The sequence below is a fragment of the Salicola sp. AFF1 genome (genome assembly GCF_056783195.1).
Map to the genome: position 1 here is coordinate 88,770 of NZ_JBXAYL010000011.1, position 13,584 is coordinate 102,353.

The window sequence follows — 13,584 nt, forward strand, 5'->3', positions numbered from 1 at the left end:
CTTCTGTCAGTTCACACCGGCCGCCCAACGCGCCCTTGGTGGGAGAGTGTAGCCCGTCGGGAGGGGGGAACAATAGCGTAAAACCCTTAGCCAACTGTTCGTGAAACGCTGTGAGTGCCCTCATCGGCAGTGGGCCATTCATGTAGAATGGCGCTGGTTACTCGCCAGCAATCATGCATCAACCCAAAAGGGCGATATTGCCATGACGGAGTCTGAGAAACGCCGGCGTCGAAGGCTTGATTTTCTCGTTGCACGGCTGACCGGGTTTACCCGCAAAGAGGTCAAGCAGCTGATCAAGGCAGGGCGAATCGAGGTTGAAGGTCACGAAACAGGGCAACTGAAACCACAGACGCGAATTGGCGTTGGAGAGACGATCTATCTGGATGGCCATCACCTTGAGCGTGACCCGGGGGAGCGCTATCTGATGCTGAACAAGCCGGCTGGCGTTGTCAGTGCCACCAGGGATGATTACGATCCCACTGTTCTGGATCTCCTTGAGCCTGAGCTGCGTCGTGGTCTGCATCCGGTCGGGCGGCTGGACAAGGACACCACCGGCCTGTTGCTGCTGACCACTGACGGCGAATGGAGTCACCGCATTACCTCCCCCCGCCATGGCTTTCCCAAAACGTACCGGGTCTGGGTGGCCGACTCTATCGACGATGAAACCCTTGCCAGCCTGGAAGAGGGCATCATGCTCAGGGGCGAGGATACCGCCGCTGTGGCCCATGATATTGAACGCCTTGGGGATGCTGAGATCCGGCTCACCCTGACCCAGGGCCGTTACCATCAGATCAAGCGCATGATGGGCGCGGTGGGTAACCGGGTAATCCAGCTGCACCGTGAGCGCGTGGGCCCCATTGACCTGGATCCGGCACTGGCGTGCGGGGATTACCGGGAACTCACCGACTCTGAGGTTAATGCGTTCCTGCCGGCAGAGGTGCCACGATGAGCGTGTCACGCCCACTGGCCTTGGCCTGATAGACAGCGTTGTCGGCCCGGTTGAGCCAGCTTTCCCAGTCGTCGTCGGGGGCTGCAAGCGCGGCGCCCACTGAGCATGTAACCGCTTGGCCATGGAGGCTGAGCTGGTCCCGGAGGGTCTGCTGGATATGCTGGGCCGCCAGGATCATGCTCTGCTCGCGCACATTGTCAAGCAGCAGCACGAACTCCTCGCCTCCGAAACGGAACAGGCGGTCGCCTTGTCGTGAATGGGTGCGCACCAGCATCGCGAACTGTTTGAGGATGTGATCGCCATTGCTGTGACCGTAACGGTCATTGATCAATTTGAAGTGGTCCAGGTCCAGCATGAGAACGCCGGCGCCGGCCTCGCCGCGTTGAACCCGGCTAATGGCAATGGATAGTTCTTCCTCCAGAGCGCGGCGGTTACCGGTTCCAGTCAATGGATCACGAATGGTCTGTTCCGCCAGCTGGCGGGCCTGGGCCCTGGAGCGGCGAGCGAAGGAAAAGGCGAAGATCGAAATGACGAAAAGCGTGGTAGTATAGGCGATCAATGGCATCGGGCCCAGATCATGGGCCAGTCCTCCGGCCACAGTGGCGATGATCATGAGCAGGGTCTTGGAGATGGCATACCGCGGGGGAGACAGAAAGAAAGTGGCAATTGTATCCACGTAGGCCCAGAAAAGCCCCATAATGCCTGTTAGATACACAACGCTAACCACGCCGGGTCCCGTGCAGGCCACCAGAATGATGCCGGCGGTCAGGGTTTTGCCCGTCAACCAGGCAAAGGTGGAAATGCTGAGCAGGACGGTGACCATCACAGCATCCACTAGCATCATCAGCCAGTCACCCTGCTGGAACCGGTAGGCGCCAAATCCGCCGATGGCGATGGCGGCTGGAATACAGAACATCATGATGAGCGACAGGCGGAAATCGGCTTCAAGCCTGTAGCGAATCGTGTTGGCCTGATTGTCTGTTTTTTTCCGCCTCATACCGGTCAAGTTAGTCTGCTGGCGGGTAAAATGCATTGTCGTAACCAGTTGATGGGGTGATTTCGCATGCGCACGGAAACGGGGGCGTTGCAGCTTTCTGCCGGAATGTCGCTCTTTCTTGGGGGGACGGGTCTGATCCTTTCCCTGATAACGGGGTCACAGGTGATCCTGCTTGATGGGTTGTTTAACCTGATCTACAGCGTTATGGCCTTTCTCAGTGTTCGCGTGGCACGGCTCCTGGCCATGCCTGACAACGAAAAGTACCCTTTCGGTCACGCCTATTTCGAGTCGCTCGTCAACGCCGCAAAAGGGCTCCTGATATTGGGAATCTCGCTGCTTGCCCTGGGGGATTCCGTGCTGGTGCTCCTATCCGGGGGGCGCGAGATTGTGGCCGGTCTCGCCATTGTGTATTCGGTGATTGCCACCACCAGCAGCCTTGCTACCTTTGTGTTGTTGCGCAACGCGCGCCATCACAGCACCAGTCCTCTGGTGGAGGCGGATTTCGCCAACTGGTGGATCAACACGGTCATCTCCGCGTCAGTCCTTCTGGCGTTCTGCCTTATCCCGCTGGCGGATACCCTGGGTCTAGCCGGCCTGACGCCCTACGTGGATCCGTTGATGGTGGCAGCCGTGGTGGTTCTGTTTTGTCTCAGCACCCCGTTCCGCATGGCGTCGGACGCCATCAAGGAACTGCTCAACCGGGCACCGCCGAAGCATGTGCGCCAGCCCGTGCATGACGAGGTGGCGGCAGTGGCTGCGCAATGGGGCGCCGAGGAGTTCTCGCTGCGGATGGTGCGTCCGGGCCGGACCCTCTACCTGTTGGTGCACGTGGTCCTGCCCCTCGACAGTGGCAATGCAGCCCTGGAGCAGCAGGATCGGATCCGAGCCCATCTGAACGAACGGTTACGTCGCCTTGTTCAACCACTGGTTCTGGACGTCGTGTTTACAGCGGATCCCCGCTGGGCAGCGCCGACCAATGGTCATGGACCTGAATGAAGGGCCAGCGTCACCAGAGGTATGGTACCCTTGTTAAGCTGTCAGCAATTGAGGTGATGTGTGACCTCCATCCTCTCCATCGAGAATCTCGACAAGACCTACAAGGACGGATTCCAGGCGCTCAACAACATCAACCTGGCCATCCATAAAGGGGAAATCTTCGCGCTACTGGGACCCAATGGCGCGGGCAAGACCACGCTGATCAGCATCATCTGCGGCATCGTCAACGGTACTGGCGGCTCTGTCACCGTGGATGGTTACGATACCCAGAAACATTACCGCCAGACCCGTTCCCGTATCGGCCTGGTGCCCCAGGAATTGACCCGGGATGCCTTCGAAACCGTCTGGGCCAAGGTGAGCTTCAGCAGGATGCTGTTCGGCAAACCCAGGGATGATGCCTATCTGGAGCGGGTGCTGCGCGACCTGTCGCTGTGGGAGAAGCGCCACAGCGAGCTGCGCATGCTCTCCGGGGGTATGAAACGACGGCTCCTGATTGCCAAGGCGCTCGCACACGAGCCGTCGGTTCTGTTTCTTGATGAGCCCACCGCCGGTGTGGACGTGGAGCTGCGCCAGGGGATGTGGGAAACCGTGGACTACCTGCGCCAGACCGGCGTTACCGTTATCCTCACCACCCACTACATTGAGGAAGCCGAGGAGATGGCGGATCGCATTGGCGTCATCAATCAGGGCGAAATCGTGCTGGTTGAGGACAAGGAGCAGCTGATGCGCAAGCTGGGAAGCAAACAGCTGACGCTGCAGTTGCGTGAGCCGCTGGAGGCGGTTCCCCCTGCGCTGGCGCCTTATGGTCTGCGGCTGACGGAAGATGGTTGCGGGCTTGTCTACACCTATGAAACCCAGTCGGCCCATACCGGCATCGACGATCTTCTCCAGGCCCTGGGGGAAGCGGGGATCCGGTTCACGGACCTGCAGACCACCCAGAGTTCGCTGGAGGACATTTTCCTGAACCTGGTGAACGGCTCATGAACCTGCGTGGCATGTATGCCATCTATCGTTTTGAACTGGCCCGGGCCCTGCGTACCTGGCTGCAATCGGTCATTTCGCCCATCGTGACCACCTCGCTGTACTTTGTGGTCTTTGGAGCGGCCATCGGCTCCAGGGTGGAGCAGGTTGACGGCGTCGCCTATGGCGCCTTCATCGTGCCCGGGCTGATCATGCTGATGCTGCTGACCCAGAGCGTGACCAATGCCTCTTTCGGTATATTCTTCCCGCGCTTTACGGGCACGATCTATGAGGTGCTGTCAGCGCCAGTGTCCTACCTGGAGGTGGTGATCGGGTATGTGGGCGCGGCCGCCACCAAATCACTGGTGCTGGGGCTGATCATCCTGTTCACCGCCCAGCTGTTCGTGGAGGTGCCGATACAGCATCCGTTTCTGATGCTCAGTTTCCTGGTGCTGACGGCGTTCACGTTCAGTCTCTTTGGTTTCATTGTTGGGATCTGGGCCGAGGATTTCGAACAGCTGCAGATTGTGCCCCTGCTGCTGGTGATCCCGCTGACGTTCCTGGGAGGCACCTTCTACTCCATCGATGTACTGCCGGAATTCTGGCAGACCGTGTCGCTGTTCAATCCAGTGGTGTACCTGGTGAGCGGCTTCCGGTGGAGCTTCTATGAGGTCTCGGATGTGCCGTTGATGATCAGCCTGGGCATGACCTTCCTGTTCATGCTGTTATGTCTCACGCTGGTCTGGTGGATCTTCAGGACCGGTTACCGCCTGAAGTCCTGAGGGCGTTCAGGCGCTTAGAAATAGAGCTGTGTACCAAGGGTGAAGCCGTTCAGGCGGTGACCGCTTTTTTCCATGAAGCGGTTGTACTCAAGGTTGAGTCCCACCTGCCGGCTGAGATTGATCTGGTAGCCGGCACCGTAGGACCCCGAGAACTCGGTTTTATTCAGTTGCCGGCCTGGGCGCTCGAAGCGGGCCTTGAACTCACTGAATCCGCCAAAGATATAGAACGACGAGCGGTGTCCCAGTGGCACATGGCCGGTGAGATAGACACTGCCGAAATGGCTCACCTCGGCCTGGACCACGTTGCTGTCCTTGGCCATGGCTTTGTCGCTTTCAACGCCTGTTCCGTATCGCGCCTCGAGCGCAATGTTGTTGAGCAGGAAGGCGCCGCCCCTGACCATCACCATGGAAGGGGTGGCCGAGGTAACGAGCTGGTCCGACGAGAAGGTCAGTCGTGAGTATTGGGCCCCCAGATAGGTGGTCCCCTGGGTCACGGGCCTTTGGGGGCCTGCCATGGCCAGTGGGTGAGCAATTGCCAGCATCAGGCCCAGAGCAAGAGTGCGCTTCATTGGCATGGTCCCCGGATCAGTGGATCGTGTTTTCTGTTGGTCGAATCATGCCATGCCGCGTGAGCCGGTCAAAGCCGCTGTTCGCCTGAAGTCCATAATTGACGACCGTTGCACATTTGGGGGCAATTTTATTGGGGGGCTGCCGCTTTCCGGAACTCAGCTCGGGTGAGTGGCGAAAACCGGCCACTCGCTGGTGATGCGTTGCCCGTTGAACATCAGCAAGGGACCAAACTGCTCCAGGAGCCGTTCGCTTTGAATGGGCCGCAGGAAAACGGTATCACCAGGGGTGAGTGCCAGACTGTCAGGTCCGTTCAGCATTTCCTGGTTGCTGGAGCGACCGTAGAGTGGGTTGAAGCGCAGGCCCGGCGGTGACACGGGCTCCGCCTTCCAGTTGCCCCGGTCTATGAAAAAGGTGGTCTCGTAGCGTCGGTCCCAGAGACCGAGCAGGGTGCCCGCGCCCGGCGCACCAGGCAGTGCCAGTCCCTCGGCGCGCTTGAGTACCGGCGTGGTGATGAAAACAGCGGGTTGCTGATCGGCCAGGGTGTGAAGGTCAAAACCGGCCGGCTGGAGCACGGCTGAGCCGGCTGCGATTTCGTTGGGTGCCACGTCCGCGTCCCGGTAGAGGCTGGCAGTGGTGCTGCCGCCGGTGTTGAGGGTCAGGTTGCGGATGGACTTTCCCAGCAGGGTCTCAGCGCGTTCCACGAAGGCCTGGTAGCGGCTCATGGCGCGCTCGAAATGGCAGGATGCCGGTCCCGGTGCCTTCACGATATGGGCTTCGTAGCCCATGAAGCCACTGAATGTCAGCAGCGGGTGATCCTGGATCACGGCCAGGACTGCGTCCAGTTCCGATGGGGATGCCAGTCCGCCCCGGTTCAGTCCAATGTTGATTTCCAGGTTGATCCGCAGGGGCTCGTTCAGCGATTCCGCCAGCTGGCGGTAGTCGTCCAGCCGTTGCGGGCTGTCCACCAGCCATTGCAGTTGTTGGGCAGGGTTGAAACCGGACTCCGGGTTGCGGTGCTGGTAGAAATAATGGGCCGCGGCAGCCGGCAGCGGTTTGCCCAGCAGCAGGTCAGCCGTTGGTCGTTCATTGGCCAGTACCCGGACAGAAGGCTCGTTGAACACCATCAACCGGCGGGTGGAAGCCTGCTCCATGATCCGGTCAATCAGAGGTAGGCAGGGCAGGGATTTGACCACGATGCGGTAGTGGTAGTCCGGTTGGATCGCCGCGAGCAGTTTCAGCAGGTTGTTCTGGGCCCGGGGCCAATCCACGACGAGCCGGGGCAGGTGTGTGTTGGCATCGGCCAGCGCATCCGCCAGGGCCCGGAAGTAGGGCGGGTGACGCTCCGCGTCCTCCGCCAATTGCTGCCAGCCCATGCGACCGGCCACCCCGACAGCGGCGAGGCCGAGTGTGGCAGCCAGGAACCGGCGCCGGCTCATACGTTTGGCTCCACGCCCAGAAGGCGCTGCAGGTAGGGATTCAGGAGGCGGCCAGCCGGGTCCAGTTCACGCCGGATGGCCATGGCCTCCTGCCAGCGGGGATAGAGGGCCTCGAGGTCCGTCGGGCCTAGGTTATGCAGCTTGCCCCAGTGGGGGCGGCCACCGTGTTTGCGGAGGATGGGTTCCACCGCCTGGAACAGGGGCCTGTGGTCGGCGTTCGCCTCCCTGTGAACCGCGATGGCGATGCTGTCCTGCTGGTAGAAGGGGCTCAGCCACAGGTCGTCGCCTTTCACAAAGCGGACTTCCATGGGGAAGAAAACCTCGGGAAAGTCCCGTTCCAGTCGCTGGCGGGCTTCCTCGAACGCTTTCAGGCCGACGTCGCGGGGGAGGAGGTATTCCATTTCGTTGAACAGCACCTTGCGCACATGGGTGTAGCTTTCCGCGGCGGGCGCCACCGAGGTTTCCGTGGGCTGTGTGCTGAGATAGAGCCCCACCACCCGCTCGCGCAGCCAGCTGCTCCAGGAGAGCCAGTCCCGCACACTGCGCAGGGTTTCCAGTCCTTCGTTCTGGTCCTCGCCGGCACTGCCTCCAATGGGATCGTCGGTGATGTCCTGGCGGTCCACCATCCCCATTCCGGTGAAGGGGACATAGAAGAATTCCAGGTTCCGGTGTTGCTCTGCGAGCGTCTCAACGTGGCTGAGGATATCCTGGATGGACCGCCATTCGAGCTTTCTCGCCAACCGGTAGCTGGGCTGGTTGCGCAGGGTGACCTGGGTCAGGAACCCGAAAGCGCCCAGGCCCACGGAGGCCGCGTGGAACAGATCCGCGTTCTGTTGCGGGCTGCAGCGCAGCCGGTCACCATTGGCGGTGACCAGCTCAAAGCTCTCGGTGTAGGCGTTCATGCACCCCAGTGTTGCGCCTGTGCCGTGGGTGGCGGTAGCCAGGGCTCCGGCCAGGGTCTGCTGCCCGATATCCGGCATGTTGGGAAAAGCCTGGCCGACCGTATTGAGCAGGTTGGCGGCGGGGTTGAGACGGGTGCCGCCGCCGAGAGTGGCCAGCTGCTGGTCCGGGTCGTGATCGATCAGTCCCTGGAAGTGGTCCATGGCCACCATGGTCCCGTCTGTCCCCATCAAGGGGGTAAAGGAGTGGCTTGCGCCCACCGGGCGCAGGGTTCCGGAAGTGGTGTGGATCAGATCGGCAAGCGCTTGCGTGTTGCGTGGGCGCTCAAAGCGTTCCGGCCGGGCGCTCTGCAGACCGGACCAGTTGCGCCAGGTGGCGTCTGCTTCCGGCGCTGGCTTTGCGCTGGCAGCCGAGGGGCCGGGGCCGGCCAGTGGCGTCACCAGGGGCGCCGTGGCCAGCCCCTTCAGGGTCTCTCTGCGTGAGAGCATGGCCTTTGTCCTTATTGTCGGTTCCTGTTGGTTGGTGGAGCCACGGACCAGCCACTGGCGTCTGGACCACTGACTCATTGTCCAGAGGTGGCGACGGGCGGGTATGGCCAGCACGCCGTCATCCCGGGTCATCGGGGCCAACCGATTGCCTGAAGCAGGGCCCTCGGGGAGAATGGGGCGCCGTAACCACAATGCCCGTAGGAGTCATCACCGTGAAAGCTGTATTTCTGGATGCCGAAACCCTTGGCTCGGATGTGGATCTGGCGCCCATGCACGCCGCGGCAGACCTGACGCTCCATGGAACCACCGCGCCGGAGCAGGTGGCGGAACGGATCCGGGATGCCGAGGCTGTGATCACCAACAAGGTCGTGCTTTCGGATGAGCACTTCGCGGCCGCGCCACGGCTGCGGGTGATTGTGGTGACCGCGACGGGGGTGAACAACATTGACCTGAAGGCGGCGGAGGCCAGGGGGATACGGGTGGTCAACGCCATCCGCTACGCGCGGCCCGTGCTGGTCCAGCACACCTTTTCACTGATCCTGGCCCTGGCTGGGCGGCTGGTGGACTACGTTCAGGACGTGCGTGAGGGCTGGTGGCAGAAGAGCCCGATGTTCTGCCGGATGGACCACCCCATCATCGAACTGGAAGGCCGGATGCTCGTGGTGCTTGGGTATGGGGATCTGGGGCAGGGCGTTGCGCGGTTGGGCCAGGCTTTTGGCATGGACGTGCGGGTTGCGGCCAGGCCCGGGCAGTCGCCGGGGGAAGTGGACGGTTTCCCGCGCGAGCCATTGGCGGATTTGCTGCCGGTCGCGGACGTGTTGTCCGTCCATTGCCTGCTGAGTGATGACACCCGGGACCTGATCGATTCGCAGGCGCTCCAGTCCATGAAGGACTCGGCGCTGCTGGTGAATACATCCCGAGGTGGTATTGTCAACGAGCAGGCCCTGGCGGATGCGTTGCGTCAGGGGGAAATAGCCGGCGCGGGTGTGGACGTGCTGACGCAGGAGCCTCCGGTCGAGGGCAACCCGTTGCTGGCGGATGAACTCCCCAACCTGTTGGTGACCCCGCACTGTGCCTGGGCCAGCCAGGAAGCCCGCCAGCGCATGGTGCAGCAGAGCGCGGATAACCTGAGTCAGTTTGCCGCCGGCACATTGCAGCGGTGGGTGGTTTGAGGCTCACCCGTCAGGCCCATGAAGCGGTCGCCGCCGTTGTGGGGGAAGGCAGCCTGGCCCTCGATGCGACGGCGGGCAACGGTCACGATACCTGTTTCCTGGCAGAGCAGGTGGGTGTGACCGGTCATGTCTGGGCACTGGATATCCAGCGCGCTGCCATTGACGCCACTCATAGCCGGCTTGTCGAAGCCGACCTGGACGAGCGCGTCACCCTGGTTTGCGACAGCCACGCCAGGGTGGCTGAACAGGTGAAACGCCCCGGCGGGCAGTATCTGGATGCCGTGATGTTCAACCTGGGGTACCTTCCGGGAAGTGATCACGCCCGAGTCACGCAACCGGAGTCCACGATCTGCGCGCTGGAGCAGTCCATGGAACTGCTGGCGCCCGGAGGCTGCCTGTCCCTGATGGTGTACCGAGGGCACGAAGGCGGCGAGGCGGAATGGCGGGCGATCCGGTCATGGCTGGAGGGTGGTGGACTCAGCTGGCGAGTCCCTGCCGACCCATCGGGCCATAATGGACCTGTACTGGTTCTGGTAACACGCTGAGTTGTGCGTTCAGTAGACAGCTTTGCTGCTGGTTGCCATCCTGACGATGAGGGGGCCTGACAGGGCCTCGATAGGGTCATCTTGGGAGGGCATCATGGGATGGCTTAGAGTGGTACTGATGGCATTGCTGGGGGTGATGGCGCTATCCGCACTGGCCAGCGAGCCCTCACAGGATCGTACCCTGCGGATCACCAATGGTGAGTGGCCTCCCTACCTGGGTGAAGAGGAACCCGGTTACGGCATCGCATCCCGGATTGTCTCGCGCGCCTTCGAACGCGCGGGGTACACCGTTGAGTATGAGTTCCACCCCTGGTCACGCTCGCTCTATCTCGCTCGCCAAGGGGAGCGAGCTGGGTCAGCCGTCTGGATGCCCTCCGAGGAACGCCGGGAGGATTTCTTCATCAGCCGCCCGGTTGTTGTTACCGAGTACGTCTTTTTTCATCGCGCGGAGATGCCATTTGAGTGGCGCAAGGTTGGTGACCTTGCCGACTACCGGATTGGCCTGACCCGGGACTATGCGTATGGGGAGGTCATTGATCGGGTAAAGAGGCTTGGGGTTGCGCCTACCGAGATCGTGTCGTCGGATGAGCTGAACTTTCAGAAGCTGATGGCAGGGCGTATCGACCTGTTTCCGATGGATCGTGTTGTAGGCCAACGGATGATTCATGACCTTTTCGAAGAGAAGGAGGCTGAAAAACTGACCTGGCATTCCCATCCAGTGCGCCGGGATAGGCTTCACCTGCTGCTGTCACGTGAGGTGCCCGGCAACGCCGAGCGCATCAAGGCTTTCAACCGCGAGCTCAAGGCCATGCGACGTGAGGGGGAAATTGAGCATATCCTGGTGGACGCGCTGGGGAATCGTATGAATGCGGTTGAGCGGCTGAACCCCACTGACAACAACTGAGGACACACCAGCTTGGGGATGGGAAAGCTCGGGCTGGCCGGTACCAGTGAATGGCTCCACCCGGTAACGGGCAGAGCCATTATCAGCCGCATCGCTTACTCTTTAACAGCAATGCCGTAGAAGGTTGTTTCCTTCTTGGAGTAGATCGGGGTAAGAATACCCTGGTATTCAGTCTTGCTCGAAATGTCCTTGAGTCCGGTCACTTCATCACCGTACTTGGACATGGCTTCTTCCCACAGCAGGCCAACACCATCCTCACCATTGGTAACGAGGCCCAGGATCAGAACCCCTTTGGCTTCGGCTTGTACCGGTCCGAGGATTTCATAATCGGTAGACCGGTATTGGGTGCCGGTGAAGGCGTTCTGGTTCGCTGTGTGGCTCCTGTTCATGTATTCAATCTGGCCAGCACACCCACTCAACAGCAGGACCAGAACAGAAACCATGGCGACGGAAAGATATTTGTTCATGAAAATCTCCTTTTTTGCATTTTGGAACAATGCGCTTCCCACACGTATTGCTGGTGTGTTGAGCCAACATTGAGCGCGCGCTACGCTATCAAATGGCTTGGAGGTGCGTCTATCCCGGGCGCAAGCCTGGGAGCGCTCCGAACCAGGTAGCAGGCTTTTGGCGTCCTGAGGGGCCCCGTGCCCTCTGTTCAGGGGAGGGAGGCTAGCGAATGCTTTCCGGCGTCAGCCTCATCACTTCCTCAATGGTGGTCACCCCGGCGGCGACCTTCTGCGCCCCCGAAAGCCTGAGCGACATCATCCCCTGCCGGTAGGCCTCCCGGCGGAGTCGGTCCGCATCGCAGTCAGCGGTGATGAGCTCTTCCACTGGTCCTTCCACAGGCATGATCTCGTAGACCCCGGAGCGCCCCCGGTAGCCCGTGTTGCGGCATTGCAGGCATCCCACGGGTTCGCAGGGATGGTCCGGCATCGGTGCCTTCCAGGGGCGGGTCAGGGTGCGCCAGGCGTCCGCGTCGATGGTCCCCTCTTTCTTGCAGTCCGAGCAGAGTGTGCGCACCAGTCGCTGTGCCATGACGCCGATCACCGTCGCTCGGATCAGATAACTGGGAAGGCCAAGTTCCAGCAACCGGGTAATGGCACTGGGCGCATCATTGGTGTGCAGGGTGGCCAGCACCAGATGGCCGGTCAGCGCGGCCTGGACCGCCATGTCAGCGGTTTCCTGGTCCCGGATCTCACCAATCATGATGATGTCCGGATCCTGTCGCAGCAGGGCGCGCACCCCATGGGCGAAGGTCAGGTCGATGCCGTGCTGGACCTGCATCTGGTTGAACGCCGGCTCCACCATCTCGATGGGGTCCTCGATGGTGCAGATGTTCACATCGTCGGAGGCCATCTGGCGCAGCGTGGAATAGAGCGTGGTTGTCTTGCCCGAGCCGGTGGGGCCTGTGACCAGGATGACCCCATAGGGGTTGCTGGTGATGCGTTGCCAGCGCTCACGGTCGTCCCGTGAGAAGCCCATCTGCTCGAAGGGTTTGAGCAGCACGTCCGGATCAAAGATCCGGAGCACCATCTTTTCGCCGAAGGCAGTGGGCATGGTGGCCATGCGCAGCTCCACCTCGCTTTCGTCAAGCTTGCGGGTCTTGATGCGCCCGTCCTGGGGGCGGCGTTTTTCGGCCACATTGAGGCGGCCCAGGATCTTGAGGCGGCTGAGTACGGCAATGCCCACGTTGATGGGGAATTCGTAGACCGTGTGCAGAACGCCATCAATGCGGAACCGCACCTGCGACATTTCCCGCCGGGGCTCCAGGTGGATGTCGCTGGCCCGTTGTTCAAAGGCGTAATGCAGCAGCCAATCAACGATACTGACCACGTGCTGGTCATTGGCATCCGCCTTGCCGTCGCCCAGGTCCAGGAGCTGCTCGAAGCTCTGGACGTGTTTGTTGGCATCCTCTCCACCCGCTTTGCTGACGGAATTGGCCAGCTGGTAGAACTCCACCGTGAAGCGTCGAATGGAGGCCGGGTTGGCCACCACTGGCGTGACCGTCTTGCGGGTGATGTGCTCAAGGTTACTGACCCAGTCGCGCTGGAAGGGCTGGGCGGTGGCCACCTTGACTTCGTCACGCGTGACGCTGAACGCCAGGATGCCGTTGCGGTGGGCATAGGCGTAGGACATAACGTCCGCCACCGTCGCTACATCGACCTTGAGTGGATCAATGTGCACGTACTCCAGTCCCGCCCAGTGCGCCAGCCACTCGGTGAGGGTATCCAGGTCCAGGAGGTTGCCGGTGGTGGCGTCCTGGAGCTGGGCCTCCGCGACCATCTCAAGTGGGTGCTTCTGGGTGTCCGACCCCAGGTTGGCGTTACGGATTTCGCGGGCTTCGTCCTCGGTAATGCGCTCATCCCGAACCAGCGCGTCGCAGATCTGGGGGAGTGTCAGTGGCCTGTCACGCTCGGGTTTCGGTGCTTTCGCCATAGAGGATCAGCCCGGGGTTATGCCTGGATTGCGTGGATCCTGGCGTAACTTGAACAGCGTCGCCACAAAGAAGACCAGCGCCAAACCCAGTGGCACCACACTGGTCAGGGGCCAGCCATACAGGTAGGTGCTGACCGACAGGGGCACGAAATAGATCATCATCATGAAACAGGCCCAGATGTAGGTCAGGTTGCGTCCGCGGATAAGCCCGGGCACAAAGATCACCAAGGGTACCAGCTTGATGGCCAGGATGGCGGTTTTGGAGGCGCCTTCCACCGGCTCCGGCCAGAAGGTGGTTAACGCGAGCGTGGCCATCAGGGCCAGGAAGCTCCCAAGGCCAACCCAGTGGGCCAGCGGCAGGTCGGAGTGGCGGCGTGTGGTCTCGGTCATTACGGGTGCGTTACCTCAGTGGGTATGGATTACGGAGGCCGGATTTACCGTTACAATGC

Annotated in this window: 14 protein-coding genes; 7 read left to right on the forward strand and 7 right to left on the reverse strand. The window is 61.2% G+C overall.

The genetic code is table 11. The features are described from left to right. Positions 1-202: 202 nt before the first annotated feature. Positions 203-949: a pseudouridine synthase gene (locus tag AC1RQI_RS09560; protein ID WP_481904575.1), complete on the forward strand. Its 747-nt coding sequence runs from the start codon at positions 203-205 to the stop codon at positions 947-949. On the opposite strand, the gene AC1RQI_RS09565 is transcribed toward AC1RQI_RS09560, so the two are convergent. Next, positions 915-1,946 carry a GGDEF domain-containing protein gene (locus AC1RQI_RS09565; protein WP_481904576.1) on the reverse strand — a complete coding sequence of 344 codons (1,032 nt, stop codon included), beginning with the start codon at positions 1,944-1,946 and terminating at the stop codon, positions 915-917. The two genes, AC1RQI_RS09560 and AC1RQI_RS09565, sit on opposite strands and share 35 nt — an antisense overlap. 66 nt (positions 1,947-2,012) lie before the next feature. Here AC1RQI_RS09565 and AC1RQI_RS09570 point away from each other — a divergent pair, with 66 nt between their 5' ends. The 3 genes from AC1RQI_RS09570 to AC1RQI_RS09580 are packed head-to-tail and all read left to right on the forward strand — an operon-like array spanning position 2,013 to position 4,684. Continuing rightward, positions 2,013-2,942, forward strand: a complete 930-nt coding sequence (locus tag AC1RQI_RS09570; RefSeq protein ID WP_481904577.1) for a cation diffusion facilitator family transporter — start codon at positions 2,013-2,015, stop codon at positions 2,940-2,942. A gap of 60 nt (positions 2,943-3,002) precedes the next feature. Further along, complete coding sequence (locus tag AC1RQI_RS09575) at positions 3,003-3,926, forward strand: ABC transporter ATP-binding protein (protein ID WP_481904578.1); 924 nt, start codon at positions 3,003-3,005, stop codon at positions 3,924-3,926. Continuing rightward, a complete protein-coding gene (locus tag AC1RQI_RS09580; RefSeq protein WP_481904579.1) occupies positions 3,923-4,684 on the forward strand; it encodes an ABC transporter permease in 762 nt (253 codons plus the stop codon). The genes AC1RQI_RS09575 and AC1RQI_RS09580 overlap by 4 nt, the downstream gene beginning before the upstream one ends. Positions 4,685-4,698: 14 nt before the next feature. On the opposite strand, the gene AC1RQI_RS09585 is transcribed toward AC1RQI_RS09580, so the two are convergent. The 3 genes from AC1RQI_RS09585 to AC1RQI_RS09595 all read right to left on the reverse strand — a co-directional run bounded on the left by AC1RQI_RS09585 (position 4,699) and on the right by AC1RQI_RS09595 (position 8,210). After that, on the reverse strand, positions 4,699-5,253 hold the full coding sequence (locus AC1RQI_RS09585; protein ID WP_481904580.1) for an outer membrane beta-barrel protein: 555 nt from the start codon (positions 5,251-5,253) through the stop codon (positions 4,699-4,701). Positions 5,254-5,409: 156 nt separating this feature from the next. Next, positions 5,410-6,690: an alanine racemase gene (locus AC1RQI_RS09590; protein WP_481904581.1), complete on the reverse strand. Its 1,281-nt coding sequence runs from the start codon at positions 6,688-6,690 to the stop codon at positions 5,410-5,412. Then, positions 6,687-8,210, reverse strand: coding sequence for a D-arabinono-1,4-lactone oxidase (locus AC1RQI_RS09595; RefSeq protein ID WP_481904582.1), 1,524 nt, complete (start codon positions 8,208-8,210; stop codon positions 6,687-6,689). Before AC1RQI_RS09595 ends, AC1RQI_RS09590 begins: the two co-directional genes overlap by 4 nt. 80 nt (positions 8,211-8,290) lie before the next feature. Between AC1RQI_RS09595 and AC1RQI_RS09600 the strand changes: the two genes are divergently transcribed. From AC1RQI_RS09600 to AC1RQI_RS09610, 3 genes are all read left to right on the forward strand, one after another. After that, positions 8,291-9,250: a D-2-hydroxyacid dehydrogenase gene (locus AC1RQI_RS09600; RefSeq protein ID WP_481904583.1), complete on the forward strand. Its 960-nt coding sequence runs from the start codon at positions 8,291-8,293 to the stop codon at positions 9,248-9,250. Beyond that, positions 9,247-9,795, forward strand: a complete 549-nt coding sequence (gene mnmM / locus AC1RQI_RS09605; RefSeq protein ID WP_481904584.1) for a tRNA 5-(aminomethyl)-2-thiouridylate-methyltransferase MnmM — start codon at positions 9,247-9,249, stop codon at positions 9,793-9,795. Before AC1RQI_RS09600 ends, mnmM begins: the two co-directional genes overlap by 4 nt. A gap of 94 nt (positions 9,796-9,889) precedes the next feature. Next, positions 9,890-10,699: a substrate-binding periplasmic protein gene (locus AC1RQI_RS09610; RefSeq protein WP_481904585.1), complete on the forward strand. Its 810-nt coding sequence runs from the start codon at positions 9,890-9,892 to the stop codon at positions 10,697-10,699. Positions 10,700-10,794: 95 nt separating this feature from the next. On the opposite strand, the gene AC1RQI_RS09615 is transcribed toward AC1RQI_RS09610, so the two are convergent. The 3 genes from AC1RQI_RS09615 to AC1RQI_RS09625 form a co-directional block, all read right to left on the reverse strand. Then, positions 10,795-11,166 (reverse strand): hypothetical protein, encoded by a 372-nt coding sequence (locus AC1RQI_RS09615; RefSeq protein ID WP_481904586.1) that lies wholly within the window; start codon positions 11,164-11,166, stop codon positions 10,795-10,797. A gap of 202 nt (positions 11,167-11,368) precedes the next feature. Beyond that, positions 11,369-13,135 (reverse strand): type IV pilus assembly ATPase TfpB, encoded by a 1,767-nt coding sequence (gene tfpB / locus AC1RQI_RS09620; RefSeq protein WP_481904587.1) that lies wholly within the window; start codon positions 13,133-13,135, stop codon positions 11,369-11,371. A 6-nt stretch (positions 13,136-13,141) separates the two neighbouring features. Further along, positions 13,142-13,525, reverse strand: coding sequence for a DUF2069 domain-containing protein (locus tag AC1RQI_RS09625; RefSeq protein WP_481904588.1), 384 nt, complete (start codon positions 13,523-13,525; stop codon positions 13,142-13,144). Between the last annotated feature and the right edge of the window lie 59 nt (positions 13,526-13,584).